The organism is Limnohabitans sp. (genome assembly GCF_017848645.1).
Taxonomy (GTDB): Bacteria; Pseudomonadota; Gammaproteobacteria; order Burkholderiales; family Burkholderiaceae_C; genus Limnohabitans_A.
Genome location: NZ_JAFEIF010000077.1, coordinates 62,974 through 79,580 on the forward strand (window position 1 = coordinate 62,974; position 16,607 = coordinate 79,580).

The window sequence follows — 16,607 nt, forward strand, 5'->3', positions numbered from 1 at the left end:
AGCACCAAAGGCTGGAGGCCCTTTCGGACACTCCAGCCTTGGAACAAAACCGAATTACTTCAGTTCGGCCTTGGCGCCAGCTTCTTCCAGCTTCTTCTTGGCAGCTTCAGCGTCAGCCTTTGGCAGGCCTTCTTTGACTGCTTTGGGTGCGCCGTCAACCAGGTCTTTGGCTTCTTTCAAGCCCAGGCCAGTGATTTCGCGCACTGCTTTGATCACGGACACTTTGTTGGCGCCGGCTTCGAGCAACATGACGTTGAAGTCAGTCTTCTCTTCTGCAGCAGCAGCAGCACCGCCACCAGCAGCAGCAGGAGCGGCCATGGCGGCAGCGCTCACGCCAAACTTCTCTTCGATGGCTTTCACCAGGTCGTTGAGTTCCATGACCGTCATGCTGTCCAGCGCGGTCAAAAATGCGTCTTTATCGAATGCCATTTTTATTTCCTAACAATTGGTTAAAACACGAACGCTGGCCTCAAGCGGCAACAGCTTCGCCTTCGCCTTTTTTGGCCGCCAGAGCACCCAACACCACAGCGGTGCGGGACATTGGCGACATCAGCAAGCCACACAACTGAGCCAACAAAACTTCTTTCGAAGGGATGCTTGCCAATTGCTTCACGCCGTTGACGTCCAGGGCCTTGCCTGCAAATGCACCTGCGCGAATGACCAACTTGTCGTTGGTTTTCGCGAATTCGGCCACCACTTTCGCGGCGGCGACTGCATCTTCAGAGAAGCCATAGATCAGCGGACCGGTCATCTGGTCGGCGACAACTTCAAACTGCGTACCTGTCACAGCACGGCGGGCCAGGGTGTTTTTCAACACGCTCAGCGAAACGCCCAGGCTGCGAGCTTTGACGCGCAGGTTTGTCATGTCAGCGACCGTGATGCCACGGTATTCCGCCATCACCAGCGTTTGAGCTTTAGCGGCGAGGTCGGTCACTTCGGAAATGACCGCTTCTTTCTCACTGCGATTCAGACTCAAGGTCTACTCCTTTATATGTGTTGTCCGGGTTGCCCCTTGAACACGCCTATTTGCAGCGACCAACTGTTTTGGATCTTCATCCATCTGCAGCGGGATCGCCATCTGCGTTGGCCCAAAACCTCAAAAAAATTTGAGGTTTTGTTGATTAAGCACACAGGGTGTGCACCAACGGTCTTGGATGGCCCACCGATCTTTTGCAAGATCAACGGCCCACCACATTGAGGTGCTCGGGTGAGCCCCTCAAATCTTTGCCATCACGCCGAGATGGATTGTGTGTCGACGCGAACGCCCACACCCATGGTCGACGAAACAGCCACTTTGCGCAGGTACACGCCTTTGCTGGTCGCAGGCTTGGCTTTGACCAAGGCTTCCACCAGCGCAGCCAAGTTGCCTTGCAACTTGTCGGTGTCAAATGAACGGCGACCGATGGTGCCATGCACGATACCGGCTTTGTCCACACGGAACTGCACTTGACCGGCTTTGGCATTGCGCACAGCAGTGGCCACATCGGGGGTGACGGTGCCGACTTTGGGGTTAGGCATCAGGCCACGTGGGCCCAGGATCTGACCCAAAGTACCGACCACGCGCATGGCGTCAGGCGCGGCGATCACCACGTCGAAAGGCATGTCGCCAGCCTTCACGCGGGCAGCCAGGTCGTCCATACCCACCACGTCTGCACCGGCAGCGCGGGCTTCGTCAGCCTTTGCGCCTTGCGCGAACACGGCCACACGGGCGGTCTTGCCGGTGCCATTGGGCAACACGACAGCACCACGCACCACTTGGTCCGACTTCTTGGCATCGATGCCGAGTTGAACGGCCACATCGATGGACTCGTCGAACTTGGCGGTCGCGTGCTCTTTGACCATGGTCAACGCGTCAGACAATGCATACAGCTTCAGGCTGTCGACTTTGCCAACCAGGGCTTTTTGTTTTTTGGTGAGCTTGGACATTTACACGCCCTCCACATTCACGCCCATGGAACGGGCAGTACCAGCGATGGTGCGAACGGCTGCGTCCAGGTCGGCAGCAGTCAGATCTTTCATCTTGGTCTTGGCGATTTCTTCCAGCTGAGCGCGGGTGATCTTGCCAACCTTCTCCAGACCTGGCTTGGTCGAAGCCTTGTCGATCTTGATGGACTTCTTGATCAAGGTCGCGGCAGGCGGCGTCTTGATGATGAAGGTGAAGGACTTGTCTGCAAACGCTGTGATGACCACAGGCAATGGCAGGCCCGGCTCGACGCCTTGGGTCTGGGCGTTGAACGCCTTGCAGAATTCCATGATGTTCAAACCACGCTGGCCCAGTGCAGGACCAATGGGTGGTGATGGATTGGCTTTACCAGCTGGCACTTGCAGCTTGATGAAGCCGACGATTTTTTTCGCCATGCTTTTCTCCTTGCGGGTTGTAACGCTTGGGACCGTGAGGTCCTGGGCTCCCCGGGGTTAACGACTCAAGATCAAAAACCGGTGCCGAGTCGGGAAGCACCGGTTCGAAAAGGGTTCGAGTATCAGGTCTTTTCGACTTGACTGAATTCGAGTTCAACCGGTGTGGCACGGCCGAAAATGGTCACCGACACGCGCATCTTGTTGCGCTCGTAGTTGACTTCTTCCACGGTGCCATTGAAGTCCGTGAATGGGCCTTCCTTGACGCGGATGTATTCACCGACTTCAAACTCCACCTTGTGGCGGGGCTTGTCGGTACCTTCTTGCATCTGGTTGACGATTTTGGCTACATCGGCTTCGGAGATCGGGGCGGGTCGGTTCTTGGCCCCACCCACAAAGCCGGTGACTTTGTTGGTGTGCTTGACGAGGTGCCAAGTCTCGTCATCCATGACCATTTCCACCAGCACATAGCCTGGGAAAAATTTTCGTTCTGTCGTGCGCTTTTGGCCGTTCTTGATTTCCACCACTTCTTCAGTGGGGACCAGGATGCGGCCAAATTTGGATTCCATGCCTGCGCGCGTGATGCGCTCGACGATGTTGCGCTCGACCGCTTTTTCCATGCCCGAATAGGCATGGACCACGTACCATTTCAGGTCCGGGTTGGTCGAAGAGCCCGCCATTGGCGCGTTGACTACAACATCGTTCATTATTTTTTCCACCCGAGAATCAGATCGTAAAAAACCCATTCCAGAGTTTTGTCGGTGAGCCACAAAAACAAGGCCATCACCACCACAAAAGCAAACACGTACAAGGTGATCTGCAAGGCTTCTTTGCGCTCAGGCCACACCACCTTTTTGGTTTCGCGCACGGCATCGCGGCCAAAAGCCACCAGCTGCTTGCCCGTTTCGGCGGTGAAAAACACCACCACGGCGGCCACAAGACCCACCAACAGACCGGCCCACTGCACCCAAACGCCTTGTGCGGACAACATGTAGTAAGCCACCAAGCCAGCAATGACCAGCGTAGCCACCAGGGCCAGACGCATTTTGTCGCCAGCGGTACTGACTGTTTGAACTTCGGATGTTGCCATACGGCTGAAAACCTTTGTTGAGCCTTGTTTTAAAAGGCTCTGATCAGACAAGGAAGCCCGCTAGAGTCTAGCGGGCTTGAAAATCCACCTTTTCAGGTGGCAGGGGCAGTAGGAATCGAACCTACAACCTTCGGTTTTGGAGACCGACGCTCTGCCAATTGAGCTATACCCCTACTTGAACCTCTTTAAGCGATGATCTTGGCAACCACGCCAGCGCCAACGGTACGGCCGCCTTCGCGGATGGCAAAGCGCAAGCCTTCTTCCATCGCAATGGGGTTGATCAACTTCACAGTGATCGACACGTTGTCACCCGGCATCACCATCTCTTTGCCTTCTGGCAATTCGATCGCGCCGGTCACGTCCGTCGTACGGAAGTAGAACTGAGGACGGTAGTTGTTGAAGAAAGGCGTGTGACGGCCACCTTCGTCTTTGGACAAGACATAGATCTCGCCCGTGAAGTGGGTGTGGGGCTTGATCGAGCCGGGCTTGCACAGCACTTGGCCGCGCTCGACGTCTTCGCGCTTGGTGCCGCGCAGCAAGATGCCGACGTTGTCACCCGCTTGACCTTGGTCCAGCAGCTTGCGGAACATCTCAACGCCTGTGCAAGTGGTCTTGACAGTGTCTTTGATACCCACGATTTCGATTTCTTCGCCGACTTTGACGATACCGCGCTCGATACGGCCAGTCACCACAGTGCCGCGACCGGAGATCGAGAACACGTCTTCCACGGGCATCAAGAATGCACCGTCCACTGCGCGGTCAGGCGTAGGGATGTAAGTGTCCAGAGCGTCGGCCAGCTTCATGATGGCTTGCTCGCCCAGAGGACCCTTGTCGCCTTCCAGAGCCAGCTTGGCGGAACCTTGAACGATGGGTGTGTCGTCGCCTGGGAAGTCGTACTTGGACAACAACTCGCGAACTTCCATTTCGACCAGCTCCAACAACTCAGCGTCGTCGACCATGTCGCACTTGTTCAGGAACACGATGATGTAAGGCACGCCAACTTGACGGGCCAACAAGATGTGCTCACGGGTCTGAGGCATAGGGCCGTCAGCAGCGGAGCAAACCAAAATAGCGCCGTCCATCTGAGCAGCACCGGTGATCATGTTCTTCACATAGTCAGCGTGGCCAGGGCAGTCCACGTGTGCGTAGTGACGGTTTTCTGTTTCGTACTCAACGTGAGCGGTGTTGATCGTGATACCACGGGCTTTTTCTTCGGGCGCCGCGTCGATCTGGTCGTACGCTTTGGCAGCACCGCCGAACTTGGCAGCCAACACGGTGGTGATGGCGGCAGTCAGGGTGGTTTTGCCGTGGTCAACGTGACCGATGGTGCCCACGTTGACGTGGGGCTTGGTCCGTTCGAATTTCTCTTTTGCCATATCTTCGACTCCGAAAAGTAGCGGTCAACAACCAAGACAGAGGGCGCACAACTTGCATTGCGCGCCCCAAAACTGGTGCCCTTGGCGGGAATCGGACCCGCGACCTCTCCCTTACCAAGGGAGTGCTCTACCACTGAGCCACAAGGGCGAAAACTTCTGACAAACTCAACAGACTGACTGGAGCGGGAAACGGGAATCGAACCCGTGTCATTAGCTTGGAAGGCTAAGGTTCTACCATTAAACTACTCCCGCACTGTTTGCGCCGCACGAGTGGATGCTGCGCCAATGCTTGGAAACCATTTCCAATTGCTCAAATCAATCCGGCATTAGCCAGTTTGCTGGTGGAGGAGACTGGATTCGAACCAGTGTAGGCGTAAGCCAACAGATTTACAGTCTGCCCCCTTTAGCCACTCGGGCACCCCTCCAGAAGCGAGTCTTAGATTATGCCATCTTTTTGTGACAGCCCGCAAGTTGGCCCACAAAATTTTCACCACGCGATGGTTTTTTCGCCGCATTGCGCCAAAAAGGCATTGGCCTGCGCGAAATGGCCACAGCCTATAAAAGGCATGGGGGCTCGCAAGGCCGACAAAGGCGAGGGGTGGTTGGCCATCAACACCAAATGCCGACCCGACTTTGCAGCCGCTTCGATCAAGGCTTGTTTGGCCTGGGCCTGCGCGCCCCACAACATGAACACCACCGGTCTTGAACTTTGGGCCACAGTTTGGACCAACTGATCGCTCAACACCTCCCAACCCCAGCGGGCATGGCTGGCAGCTTGCCCGTCTTGCACCGTCATACAGGTATTGAGCAGCAAGACCCCTTGTTTGGCCCAACGCACCAAAGACCCGTCTGTCGGCATGGCGGCACCCAGACTTCGCTGCAACTCTTTGAAAACATTGCGCAAACTGGGCGGCAAGCGCACACCCGGCGCCACAGAAAAGGCCAAGCCTTCCGCTTGACCCGGTCCGTGGTAGGGGTCTTGACCCAAAATCACCACCCGCACCTCGCTCAAAGGGGTCAGGCTCAACGCCCGAAAGGGCTCAGGCGGGTAAATGGTTTGCCCGGCGTGCAGGGCATCGGTCAAGCGCCTGGACAAGGCAAGCCCCGCCTCGGAACTCAGAAAAGCATCCACCAAGGGCCGCCACCCCTCGTCCAGGCTCTGAAGATCGGCAGGCCAACGCAGCCCTGGATGGGGCACGCCAGTTTCTTCTTCAAACCCCAGACTTTGCTGCCCCGTCATGCGGGTCATCCAGCAAACAGTTTGGCCAAGGCTTCGCCGGGCTCGCTGGCACGCATGAAAGCCTCACCCACCAGGAACGCGTTGACCTTGGCCTCGCGCATGATTCGGACATCTTCCGGAGTTTGAATCCCGCTTTCGGTGACCAGCAAGCGGTCGGCCGGCACATCGGGCAGCATGTCCAAGGTCGTCTGCAAGGACACTTCGAAAGTTTTCAGGTTGCGGTTGTTGATGCCGACCAGACGCGTTTTGAGTTTCAGGGCGCGTTCCAGCTCGGCTCTGTCGTGCACCTCCACCAGCACCGCCATGTCCAGGCTGCGGGCCACCGCCTCCATTTCGGCCATGTGGGCGTCGTCCAGGCAGGCGGCGATGAGCAGGATGGCGTCAGCCCCCATGGCCCGGGCTTCGTACACCTGGTAGGCATCGATCATGAAGTCCTTGCGCAGCACCGGCAAGTCGCAACTGGCACGGGCTTGCTTGAGGTAATCCACACTGCCCTGGAAGAACTGTTTGTCCGTCAACACCGACAGACAAGCCGCGCCGAATTCGGCGTAGCTTTGGGCAATGTCGGCCGGAATGAAGTCGGCCCGCAGCACGCCTTTGGACGGGCTGGCCTTCTTGATTTCGGCGATCACTGCCGCTTGGCCTGCAGCGATCTTGGCACGCATCGCGCCTTCAAAGTCACGGGTCAACACGCGGCTTTCGGCATCGGCGCGCACCGCTGCCAGTGATTTTTGCTTCAAGGCCGCCGCCACTTCTTCGCGTTTGACCGCGACGATTTTGTCCAGGATGTCACTCATGATTTTCTTTCTGTGCGGGCTCGGTGGCACCGTTTTTTGAAATGGCTCAAGTCGCCTTCTGGCCAAAGGCCACAAACTGCGCCAGCTTGGCTTTGGCCGCGCCCGACTCGATGGCCACGCGCGCGCGCGACAGGCCATCAGCGATGCTGCTGGCCACATTGGCCGCGTACAAGGCGGCACCCGCGTTGATCAAGACGATGTCCCGCGCCGCGCCGGGCTCATTGTCCAGCACGCCACGCAGCATGGCCATGGATTGCTCGGGTGTGTCCACTTTCAGTGCCCGGTTGCTGGCCATGGTCAGGCCGAAGTCTTCCGGGTGGATTTCGTATTCGGTGATCTGCCCGTTTTTGAGCTCGCCCACCAAGGTGGCCGCGCCCAGGCTGATTTCGTCCATGCCGTCGCGCCCGTACACCACCACCGCATGCTCGGCCCCAAGGCGTTGCAAGGCACGCACCTGAATGCCCACCAGGTCGGAGTGGAACACGCCCATCAAAATGTTGGGCGCGCTGGCTGGGTTGGTCAAGGGGCCGAGGATGTTGAACATCGTGCGCACTCCCAGCTCCTTGCGCACCGGGGCCACGTTTTTCATGGCCGGGTGGTGGTTGGGTGCGAACATGAAGCCGATGCCCACCTCATCGATCGACCGGGCGATCTGCTCGGGCGACAGGTGGATGTTGCCACCCAGGGCTTCAACCACATCCGCACTGCCCGATTTGCTGCTGACGCTGCGCCCACCGTGCTTGGCCGTTTTGGCCCCAGCGGCAGCGGCCACAAACATGGCGCAGGTCGAGATGTTGAAGGTGTGGGCCCCATCGCCCCCCGTGCCCACGATGTCCACCAGGTGTGTCGGGTCGGCCACATGCACTTTGGTTGAGAACTCGCGCATGACTTGCGCAGCGGCAGTGATCTCGCCAATGGTTTCCTTTTTCACGCGCAGGCCTGTGACGAGCGCCGCGGTCATGACAGGCGACAACTCGCCATTCATGATCATGCGCATGAGGTGAAGCATCTCGTCGTGAAAAATCTCGCGGTGCTCGATGGTGCGTTGCAGCGCTTCCTGAGGGGTGATGGGCATGGTGGAGTTCCTCTCGGATAGTGGGATGCGGTGAAAAATTCAGTGGGATGGCGCGTCCGTCAGGGCGAGCTTCAGACCAAAGCCGACAAACAAAAAGCCCGTCAGCCGGTCCAGGTGTCTCATGCCGCGCTGCAACCCATGGCTCCTGTGGGCCAGCCAAGAAGCGGCCACAGCCCAGCCCATGCACACCAGCCAACTGTTCAGATTGAACAAGCAGCCTAGGAGTACGAAAGACCAGGTCGGGTCGGGGGCATGCGCCGGGATGAACTGCGGCACAAAGGCCAGGAAAAACAGCGCCACTTTCGGGTTCAAGGCGTTGGTGGCGAACGCGCCGAAGAACACGGCCAGCAAACCAGTGGCCTCTTTGGAGGCTGGCCTACGCCCGTGCGGGTCAGAATGGCCCATCAGCGCCGGAACTTGCGCTTGATCGCCATCGGCACGGGCTTGGCATGTGCGCCACAACAGACGCCCACCCATCCACAACAGGTAGGCGGCACCGATCCACTTGACCAGATTGAAGGCGTTGGCCGAGGTGGCCAAAACGGCACCCAAGCCCCAAGCGGCCGCAGCCACGTGCACAAAACACCCCGCCGTGATGCCCCAGGCAGCGACCAGTCCACGCTGCACACCGCCCCTGAGCGACTGGTTGACGATGTAGAGCACATCCGGCCCAGGCGTGAGGTTGAGCAACACACCGGCCAACATGAACATCAGGACTTGCTGCGTGTCAAACATGGCTTCAGTAAATGCCCACTCGGGCGGAAGCCGGGCTTGTCTGTGCAGACGCGTTCACCATGAAACGCCGGATGCAATCGATGGCATGGTCGATGCCGGCCGCATCCACCCCCAGGTGCGTCACAAAGCGCAGGCCGATCAAACCCGTGGCCAACACGCCATGGGCCTTCAGATCCTCAAGCAGCGCCGGGCCACGTCCATCGGCCACATCCACAAACACGATGTTGGTTTGCGCCGAACGCACGCTGAGGCCTGGCACGCCTTGCAGGCCTTGGGCCAACCGCTGCGCCAGCGCATGGTCATCGGCCAAGCGCTCGACATGGTGATCCAATGCGTGCAAAGCCGCAGCCGCCAAAATGCCGGACTGGCGCAAACCACCGCCCAACACCTTGCGCCAGCGCAAAGCCTTGGCGATCAATTCACGCGAGCCGCACAAGGCTGAGCCCACAGGCGCGCCCAAGCCCTTGCTGAAGCACACCGACACGCTGTCAAAGTTGTCCACGATACGCCGCACGCTGGCCGTGACCGATCCGCCTTCGGCTTGTGCGACAGCCGCATTAAAGAGGCGGGCACCGTCCAGATGCACGGCCAAGCCGTGCTGCCGGCCGAGATCTGTGGCTTGCGCCAGATACGCCAGCGACATGGGGTGGCCGTTCCAGGTGTTTTCCAGCGCCAGCAAGCGTGTGCGTGCAAAGTGACAGTCGATGGGTTTGATGGCTGCCGCAATGTCGCCCAGCGCCATTTCTCCCACGCTATTTTGTGCCAGCGGCTGCGGCTGGATGCTGCCCAGCACGGCTGCACCGCCGCCTTCGTAGCGGTAGGTGTGCGCGTTTTGACCGACGATGTACTCGTCGCCCCGCTCGCAATGCGCCATCAGGGCGCACAGGTTGCTTTGTGTGCCCGAAGGCATGAACAGCGCTGCTTCTTTCCCGGTGATCTGCGCGATGCGCTCTTGCAAGGCGTTGACCGTGGGGTCGTCGCCAAACACATCGTCGCCCACAGGCGCAGCCAGCATGGCCTCGCGCATGGCAGCGGTGGGCTGGGTCACCGTGTCGCTGCGCAGATCAATGGTCGTGTTCATGGTCGCACCAAAAAGTTTTTGAGCATGGCGTGGCCATGCTCGGTCAGGATGGATTCGGGGTGAAACTGCACGCCTTCGACGTCCAACTCGGTGTGCCGCACGCCCATGATTTCGCCGTCGTCTGTCCAGGCGGTGACTTTCAGGCAGGGCGGACAAGTGGCCCGTTCAATGGCCAGGGAGTGGTAGCGGTTGACGGTGAACTGCTCGGGCAAGCCCGCGAACACACCTTTTTGCGTGGTGGTGATGACACTGGTCTTGCCGTGCATCAATTCTTGTGCGCGAACAATCTTGCCGCCAAAGGCCGCACCAATGCTTTGGTGCCCCAGACATACGCCCAAGATGGGCAGTTGGCCTGCAAAGTGCTGGATGGCGGCCACCGAAATGCCCGCCTCGGCAGGCGAGCAAGGGCCGGGCGAAATCACCAAGCGGTCTGGCTGGCGGGCCGCAATGCCTTCGAGCGTGATTTCATCGTTGCGAAACACCTCGACCTCCGCGCCCAGTTCACCGAAGTACTGCACGATGTTGAAGGTGAACGAGTCGTAGTTGTCGACCATCAGGAGTTTGATTTTTTTCGCCATGATCACTCCAAGCCTTCTTCCACCAACTCGCTGGCCCGCAACAAGGCACGCGCCTTGTGTTCGGTTTCGCGCCATTCCATCTCGGGCACCGAATCGGCCACCACCCCGGCCGCAGCCTGCACATACAGCGTCTGGTCCTTGATGACGGCGGTGCGGATTGCAATCGCCACATCCATGTCGCCCGCATAGCTGATGTAGCCGCAAGCGCCGCCGTAGATGCCTCGCTTGACGGGTTCGAACTGGTCAATCAGCTCCATGGCGTGCACCTTGGGCGCGCCTGTCAAGGTGCCAGCCGGGAAGGTGGCCTTGAGCACGTCCATATTGCTCATGCCTTGGTTGAGCAGGCCCTCGACGTTGCTCACGATGTGCATGACGTGGCTGTAGCGCTCGACAACAAAGGCCTCGGTCACCTTGACCGATCCGATCTGGGCGATGCGCCCAATGTCATTGCGCGCCAGATCGATCAGCATCACATGCTCGGCCCGCTCTTTGGGGTCGTTGATCAGTTCCAGCTCAGCGGCCTTGTCCTTTTCGGGCGTCGCCCCCCGTGGGCGTGTGCCTGCCAAGGGGCGGATGATGACTTTGGCGCCCTCTTCAGTTTGCTCCTGGCGTACCAAAATTTCCGGGCTGGCTCCGACGACATGGAAGTCGCCGAAGTTGTAGAAGTACATGTAGGGGCTGGGGTTGAGCGAGCGCAGCGCCCGGTACAAGGACAGTGGACTTTCGGTGTAGCGCTTTTTGATGCGCTGACCCACCTGCACCTGCATGAAGTCGCCGCCTGCGATCAGCTCCTTGGCTTTTTCCACGGCGCCGATGTAATCGGCCTTGGCGAAGTCCCGCTCGGCAGGGTACGACTGGGTGGGTTTGACCACCGGGGCGCTGACGGAGTACTTGAGTTGCTCTTTCAAATCGCGCAGACGTTTTTTCGCACCCACATAGGCCTCTGGCGTGGCCGGGTCGGCATAAACAATGAGGTAAAGCTTGCCCGACAGGTTGTCGATCACCGCCAGTTCTTCGCACTGCAGCAGCAAGATGTCGGGTGTGCCCAAGGTGTCGGGTGGGCAGGATTTTTCGAGTTTTTTCTCGATGTAGCGCACCGCGTCGTAACCAAAATAGCCAGCCAGGCCGCCACAAAAACGGGGCAGACCTGGGCGCAAGGCGACCTTGAAACGCTTTTGGTATTGCTCGATGAAGTCGAGTGGGTTGCCGGCAGCAGTTTCGATGACCACGCCATCACGCACCACTTCGGTTTTGGCATCGGCACCAAAACCGCTGGCGCGCAGCAATGTGCGTGCAGGCAAGCCGATGAAGCTGTAGCGGCCAAAACGCTCGCCACCCACCACCGATTCGAGCAAGAAGCTGTATTGGCCGTTGTCTTTGGTGTGCGCCAGCTTCAGGTAAAGCGACAGGGGGGTTTCCAGGTCCGCAAAGGCCTCCAGCATGAGGGGAATGCGGTTGTAGCCTTGGCTGGCCAGGCTTTTGAATTCAAGTTCGGTGATCACAGGCTAGCACCTCCTCAGCGCTCAGCGACCTCAGTCGAGGTGCTTTTCATTCATCCAGGTGCCCGGTCATGGTGTGTATGAAACCGGGCGCGGGTGGCGGGCAAGCCGCACAGTCGATGGGGTCAGGCTGGCCGACGCCAGGGCCAGGCTCCCCGGCCTTCCGCGGAGGAATGGCTCGGCAGGCTGGCTGCGCTGATGTGGCTGTGGATGATGAACATGGTCTGTCAAGTGTAGCAAAGCCCGGGGACCCGTTTTGACTGGTTCAGCGGCCACCTTGGCCTTAGCTCATCGGTCCGTGGCGTTCATGCACTCTGGCAAGTCGGCCAGCGTGTCCAACCAAGCGGCCGCTGGAGTGTCTTGCACGCGCTGACCGTGGTTGTAGCCGTACGTGACCAGCACCACCGGGCATCCCGCTGCGTGGGCGGCCTGCGCGTCGTTGCTGGAATCGCCCACCATCAAGGTTCGCGCGGCGTGGGTGCCCATCGCCTCACAGGTTTTGATCAAGGGCAAAGGGTCGGGCTTTTTGCGCTCGAAACTGTCCCCACAAACACGGGGCCAAAAAAGTGCGCCAGTGACTTTTCTCTCAGCAAGGCCTGGGCAAAGGCCAAAGGCTTGTTGGTCAGGCAGGCCATGGGCATGCCCTGCGCAGCCAATGCCTCCAGTGCCTCCAGCGCGCCAGGGTAGACATCGGCAAATTGACCATTGATTGCCAAATAGTGGTGCTGGTAGCGCTGCCATGCACGGCCGAAAAGGGCTTCCACCGACAGGACAGGGTAGGCTTGCCCCACGCCTTTGACTTCGGGCCGGTTGATTTGATGCGCCAGCAAGGTGCGGATCAGGTGCTCGGAGCCTTTGCCAATGGTTTGCGCAATCAGCGCGTCCGACACCGGCGGCAAGTCCAGATCGGCCATGGTGCGGTGCAAAGCCACCTGAAAATCACCAAAGGTGTGCACCAGGGTGCCGTCCAGGTCAAAAATGACCGCGTCAATATGCGTCAGATCGTACATTCGGTGCCCCCTTCAGGACAAAGCAACGCGCATCTGGTCGATCACGGCTTTGTAATCGGGTTTGCCAAAAATGGCGCTGCCCGCCACAAACGTGTCGGCCCCGGCATCGGCCACGCGGCGGATGTTGTCGGCCTTGATGCCCCCGTCCACTTCCAGGCGAATGTCGCGGCCACTGCGCTCGATCCACTGGCGTACCAGCTCGACCTTGCGCAAGGCCGAATCGATGAAGCTTTGGCCACCAAAGCCGGGGTTCACGCTCATGATGAGAATCAAGTCGATCTGGTCGATGGTCCACTCCAGCACGTCCAAGGGTTCAGCCGGGTTGAACACCAGTCCGGCCTTGACACCCTTGCTCTTGATGGCCTGGATGCTGCGGTGCACATGAGCGCTGGCATCGGGGTGAAAGCTGATGAGGTCGGCTCCGGCCTCGGCAAATGACGCGGCCAGTGCATCGACGGGCGAAATCATCAAGTGCACATCGATTGGCACGGCCACGCCAGATGCCGTTTTGGCATGCGGCTTGAGGGCTTGGCAAATCATGGGGCCAAAGGTGAGGTTGGGCACGTAATGGTTGTCCATCACGTCAAAGTGGATCCAGTCGGCACCGGCGTCGATGACGCTTTTGACTTCCTCGCCCAAACGGGCGAAATCAGCCGAGAGGATGGAAGGGGCAATGCGGTAGGTCGTTGTCATCCCTGAATTGTCGCAGTTAACATGTGAAGATGTCCGCCTACACCGTTCAAATTGATGTGCTGCCTCACTACGTGGCAGACCAAAGCAATCCCTTGCAGGATGTCTTCGCATTCGCCTACACCGTCACGGTCACCAACACGGGCAGGGTGCCTGTTCAGTTGATTTCTCGCCATTGGGTGATTCAGGACGAGCGCGGACACAGCGAGGAAGTCAAAGGGCTGGGCGTGGTCGGTCAACAGCCCTTGCTGCGCCCCGGTGAGTCCTTCCAATATACCAGCGGCTGCCGCTTGCGCGCTGCCAGTGGCACCATGCACGGCAGCTACTTTTTTGTCGCCGAGGACGGCCACCGCTTCGATGCCCCCATTGACACATTCGTGCTCGACGCCTCCAACGCCATTCCCGGCGGTCGCACGTTGCATTGAGTCGGCCCGGAGTATGGCTCTCGGTTAAGCTTTGGCCCATGGGTGAATTTGAACTGATCGAACGGTTTTTCAAACGGGCTGCGCGTCATGCAGATGTCGGCATTGGCGACGACTGCGCCATCTGGACACCCTCGCCCGGCCATCAACTGGCCATTTCCGCTGACATGTTGGTTGAAGGTCGGCACTTTCTCTCGACCGTCAACCCCCGTGATTTGGGTCACAAGGCTTTGGCAGTCAATTTGAGTGACTTGGCCGCTTGTGGTGCATCACCACGCGCTTTTTTACTGTCCTTGTCATTGCCACGGGTAGACGAGCACTGGTTATCTGGTTTTTCAGAAGGCTTGTTCGCCTTGGCGGATGCACAAGGTTGTGAATTGATCGGTGGCGACACCACCCAAGGCCCCTTGAATGTGTCCATCACGGTGTTGGGCGAGGTGCCTGCCCATCAAGCCATTTTGCGCTCGGGCGCGCAAGCCGGTGACGACGTTTATGTGAGCGGCCATCTGGGAGATGCCCGTCTGGCTCTGGAGGCATTTCGCGGCACGGTCAGCTTGCCGCAGTCAGTTTTTGAGTTGGCCCGCTCTCGCATGGAGCGGCCCGAACCACGCACAGCCCTCGGTGTTTCATTGCGCGGCGTGGCCACGGCCATGGCCGATATCAGTGATGGCCTCTTGGGAGATTTAGGTCACATTCTCAAAGCCAGCCGTGTGGGGGCAGACATCCACATCGATGCGATTGAGAATTTGATGTTGACCCATGATGCATGGGCTTGCCCACAAGACTTGTTGCAGCGATGCGTTTTGTCGGGTGGCGATGATTACGAACTGGTTTTCACCTGTCACCCTTCTAATCATCAGCGGATTCAGGCATTGGGTGAGGCTTGCGGCACGGCTGTCACGCGCATTGGTCGCATCACGGCTGATCCCCGTTTGCTTTTGCTGTCTCAAGATGGGAGTGTTTTACCCAACACCTTCAGCTCATTCGACCATTTCGCTTGAAGATGACTACCATTTCAGATCTTCCCGTTGATTATGTGGCTCCTCCCATGAGACCCACAGCTGCTTTCATGCTGCGCCACCCAGCCCATGCCATTGCATTGGGCTTTGGTTCGGGTTTGTCACCCATAGCGCCGGGAACAGTGGGAAGCCTCTGGGGCTGGGCCTCGTGGCTGCTGATCCAAAACAGCATGTCTCTTAATGCTCAGGCGACCCTGATCCTGGTTTCTCTGGTGATGGGTTGGTGGGCATGCACCTTGACAGCACGAAACATGGGGGTGAGTGATCCCGGCGCCATCGTTTGGGACGAGATCGTGGCCATGTGGTTGATCTTGTTTTTGATCATGCCTGCGGGTTTCATCGCACAACTGGCTGCGTTTTTCTTGTTCCGATTTTTTGATGCCGTCAAACCCGGCCCTGTGGCTTGGGCAGACCGATTGTTCAAGGGTTTTGGCTGGCGCGGCGGCTGGGGCATTTTGTTTGACGATCTGGTGGCCGCCTTTTGCACGCTGCTGGTCTTGGCCTTGTGGAGGTGGTTCTGATGCGCGAATTTACACAGGTCTTAGCGGACAGGCTGATCGACTTGGGTTGGATGATGGCCACTGCAGAAAGCTGCACAGGGGGCTTGATTGCCGCCCAATGCACGGATCTGCCCGGTTCAAGTCGCTGGTTTGATCGTGGTTTGGTGACCTACTCCAATTCGGCCAAGTCTGAGTTATTGGGCGTTGATGCGTCATTGATTGAGGTGCATGGCGCAGTGAGCGAGCCGGTGGCCCGTGCCATGGCCTTGGGTTCCGTGTACAGAACAAACGCCCGGGCGTCCGTTTCGGTCACAGGCATTGCAGGGCCTGATGGTGGCACTGTTGCCAAACCGGTGGGCACGGTCTGGTTCGGCTGGTGCATCGATGGCTTGATTTATTCAGAGTGCCAACTTTTTAGCGGCACTCGACAGCAGGTGCGCCAAGCCAGCTGCGCGCATGCACTCGTGGGTTTAAGCCAGCGCTTGCCGGTTAAGACATGACGCAAGCCTCTGACCATTGATTTTTCAGCAGTAGTTGGATACATCTGAAACAGAAACGAAAAAACCCTCCGAAGAGGGTTTTTTTGATTTTCAACCGCAGTTGAAATTTGGTTGCGGGGGCCGGATTTGAACCAACGACCTTTGGGTTATGAGCCCAACGAGCTACCAGACTGCTCCACCCCGCGGTATCTGTAAATTATACCTTACTCAGCTGCTGTTTCGGCAGGAGTTTCGGCACGATCGACCAATTCAACCAAGGCCATTGGTGCGTTGTCACCCACGCGGTAACCCATTTTCAGGATGCGTGTGTAACCACCAGGGCGCGAAGCCGAACGTGGACCCAGCACATTGAACAATTTGGTGACGCTGTCGCGGTCACGCAAACGGTTGAACGCCAAGCGTCGGTTCGACAAGTTGTCCACTTTGGCCAAAGTGATCATGGGCTCGATCACGCGGCGCAATTCTTTGGCCTTAGGCACTGTGGTTTTGATGACTTCATGCTCAATGAGCGAATTCATCATGTTCTGCAGCATCGCAAGACGGTGCGAGCTGGTGCGATTCAGTTTACGAAGGCCGTGTCCGTGACGCATGGTGCTTTCCTTTCTTTATTAAACAGACAGCCGTATCAGGTACTGTCCGT

Annotated in this window: 20 protein-coding genes, 5 tRNA genes and 1 pseudogene; 4 read left to right on the forward strand and 22 right to left on the reverse strand. The window is 58.4% G+C overall.

Annotated features, from left to right (window positions below; all coding sequences use genetic code 11):
* Positions 1-54: 54 nt before the first annotated feature.
* The 20 genes and pseudogenes from rplL to rpe form a co-directional block, all read right to left on the reverse strand.
* Positions 55-429, reverse strand: a complete 375-nt coding sequence (gene rplL, locus QZ190_RS16510) for a 50S ribosomal protein L7/L12 (RefSeq protein WP_019428453.1) — start codon at positions 427-429, stop codon at positions 55-57.
* A 40-nt stretch (positions 430-469) separates the two neighbouring features.
* Positions 470-976 (reverse strand): 50S ribosomal protein L10, encoded by a 507-nt coding sequence (gene rplJ / locus QZ190_RS16515; RefSeq protein WP_291918569.1) that lies wholly within the window; start codon positions 974-976, stop codon positions 470-472.
* 254 nt (positions 977-1,230) lie between these two features.
* Positions 1,231-1,926, reverse strand: coding sequence for a 50S ribosomal protein L1 (gene rplA, locus QZ190_RS16520; RefSeq protein ID WP_291918572.1), 696 nt, complete (start codon positions 1,924-1,926; stop codon positions 1,231-1,233).
* On the reverse strand, positions 1,927-2,358 hold the full coding sequence (rplK, locus tag QZ190_RS16525) for a 50S ribosomal protein L11 (protein ID WP_062407242.1): 432 nt from the start codon (positions 2,356-2,358) through the stop codon (positions 1,927-1,929).
* Positions 2,359-2,480: 122 nt separating this feature from the next.
* Entirely contained in the window at positions 2,481-3,062 is a 582-nt protein-coding gene (gene nusG / locus QZ190_RS16530) for a transcription termination/antitermination protein NusG (RefSeq protein WP_291918577.1), read from the reverse strand.
* The gene (secE, locus tag QZ190_RS16535) at positions 3,062-3,445 is read right to left on the reverse strand and encodes a preprotein translocase subunit SecE (RefSeq protein ID WP_291918580.1); all 384 of its coding nucleotides are present in this window, start codon (positions 3,443-3,445) and stop codon (positions 3,062-3,064) included. Before secE ends, nusG begins: the two co-directional genes overlap by 1 nt.
* Before the next feature lie 97 nt (positions 3,446-3,542).
* Positions 3,543-3,618 (reverse strand) — tRNA-Trp (locus tag QZ190_RS16540).
* A 12-nt stretch (positions 3,619-3,630) separates the two neighbouring features.
* Positions 3,631-4,821 carry an elongation factor Tu gene (tuf, locus tag QZ190_RS16545; protein ID WP_089951874.1) on the reverse strand — a complete coding sequence of 397 codons (1,191 nt, stop codon included), beginning with the start codon at positions 4,819-4,821 and terminating at the stop codon, positions 3,631-3,633.
* Positions 4,822-4,894: 73 nt separating this feature from the next.
* Positions 4,895-4,969, reverse strand: a tRNA-Thr gene (locus QZ190_RS16550).
* A gap of 30 nt (positions 4,970-4,999) precedes the next feature.
* Positions 5,000-5,073, reverse strand: a tRNA-Gly gene (locus QZ190_RS16555).
* An 87-nt stretch (positions 5,074-5,160) separates the two neighbouring features.
* Positions 5,161-5,246: transfer RNA gene (locus tag QZ190_RS16560), tRNA-Tyr, on the reverse strand.
* Positions 5,247-5,308: 62 nt separating this feature from the next.
* Positions 5,309-6,061: a uracil-DNA glycosylase gene (locus QZ190_RS16565; protein WP_291918788.1), complete on the reverse strand. Its 753-nt coding sequence runs from the start codon at positions 6,059-6,061 to the stop codon at positions 5,309-5,311.
* Positions 6,062-6,066: 5 nt separating this feature from the next.
* Positions 6,067-6,858 carry an indole-3-glycerol phosphate synthase TrpC gene (gene trpC, locus QZ190_RS16570; protein ID WP_291918590.1) on the reverse strand — a complete coding sequence of 264 codons (792 nt, stop codon included), beginning with the start codon at positions 6,856-6,858 and terminating at the stop codon, positions 6,067-6,069.
* A 46-nt stretch (positions 6,859-6,904) separates the two neighbouring features.
* Positions 6,905-7,933, reverse strand: a complete 1,029-nt coding sequence (trpD, locus tag QZ190_RS16575; protein ID WP_291918593.1) for an anthranilate phosphoribosyltransferase — start codon at positions 7,931-7,933, stop codon at positions 6,905-6,907.
* A gap of 39 nt (positions 7,934-7,972) precedes the next feature.
* Positions 7,973-8,668, reverse strand: a complete 696-nt coding sequence (locus tag QZ190_RS16580) for a LysE family translocator (protein WP_291918596.1) — start codon at positions 8,666-8,668, stop codon at positions 7,973-7,975.
* 4 nt (positions 8,669-8,672) lie between these two features.
* On the reverse strand, positions 8,673-9,749 hold the full coding sequence (gene ltaE, locus QZ190_RS16585) for a low-specificity L-threonine aldolase (protein WP_291918599.1): 1,077 nt from the start codon (positions 9,747-9,749) through the stop codon (positions 8,673-8,675).
* Complete coding sequence (locus tag QZ190_RS16590; protein ID WP_291918603.1) at positions 9,746-10,327, reverse strand: aminodeoxychorismate/anthranilate synthase component II; 582 nt, start codon at positions 10,325-10,327, stop codon at positions 9,746-9,748. Before QZ190_RS16590 ends, ltaE begins: the two co-directional genes overlap by 4 nt.
* 2 nt (positions 10,328-10,329) lie before the next feature.
* Positions 10,330-11,829 carry an anthranilate synthase component I gene (trpE, locus tag QZ190_RS16595; protein WP_291918606.1) on the reverse strand — a complete coding sequence of 500 codons (1,500 nt, stop codon included), beginning with the start codon at positions 11,827-11,829 and terminating at the stop codon, positions 10,330-10,332.
* A 285-nt stretch (positions 11,830-12,114) separates the two neighbouring features.
* Positions 12,115-12,836 (reverse strand): annotated as a pseudogene (gene gph / locus QZ190_RS16600) (phosphoglycolate phosphatase).
* 12 nt (positions 12,837-12,848) lie between these two features.
* Positions 12,849-13,529, reverse strand: coding sequence for a ribulose-phosphate 3-epimerase (gene rpe / locus QZ190_RS16605; protein WP_291918609.1), 681 nt, complete (start codon positions 13,527-13,529; stop codon positions 12,849-12,851).
* Positions 13,530-13,558: 29 nt separating this feature from the next.
* Between rpe and apaG the strand changes: the two genes are divergently transcribed.
* Genes apaG through QZ190_RS16625 form a run of 4 tightly spaced genes read left to right on the forward strand, consistent with a single transcriptional unit; the run spans position 13,559 to position 15,967 of the window.
* Positions 13,559-13,951, forward strand: a complete 393-nt coding sequence (gene apaG, locus QZ190_RS16610) for a Co2+/Mg2+ efflux protein ApaG (protein ID WP_291918612.1) — start codon at positions 13,559-13,561, stop codon at positions 13,949-13,951.
* A gap of 38 nt (positions 13,952-13,989) precedes the next feature.
* Complete coding sequence (gene thiL, locus QZ190_RS16615) at positions 13,990-14,949, forward strand: thiamine-phosphate kinase (protein WP_291918615.1); 960 nt, start codon at positions 13,990-13,992, stop codon at positions 14,947-14,949.
* Positions 14,950-14,951: 2 nt separating this feature from the next.
* On the forward strand, positions 14,952-15,488 hold the full coding sequence (locus tag QZ190_RS16620; RefSeq protein WP_291918618.1) for a phosphatidylglycerophosphatase A: 537 nt from the start codon (positions 14,952-14,954) through the stop codon (positions 15,486-15,488).
* On the forward strand, positions 15,488-15,967 hold the full coding sequence (locus QZ190_RS16625; RefSeq protein ID WP_291918620.1) for a CinA family protein: 480 nt from the start codon (positions 15,488-15,490) through the stop codon (positions 15,965-15,967). The genes QZ190_RS16620 and QZ190_RS16625 overlap by 1 nt, the downstream gene beginning before the upstream one ends.
* 108 nt (positions 15,968-16,075) lie before the next feature.
* On the opposite strand, the gene QZ190_RS16630 is transcribed toward QZ190_RS16625, so the two are convergent.
* Both QZ190_RS16630 and rplQ read right to left on the reverse strand, forming a co-directional pair.
* Positions 16,076-16,152, reverse strand: a tRNA-Met gene (locus QZ190_RS16630).
* A gap of 18 nt (positions 16,153-16,170) precedes the next feature.
* The gene (gene rplQ, locus QZ190_RS16635; RefSeq protein WP_291918623.1) at positions 16,171-16,557 is read right to left on the reverse strand and encodes a 50S ribosomal protein L17; all 387 of its coding nucleotides are present in this window, start codon (positions 16,555-16,557) and stop codon (positions 16,171-16,173) included.
* Positions 16,558-16,607: the final 50 nt, after the last annotated feature.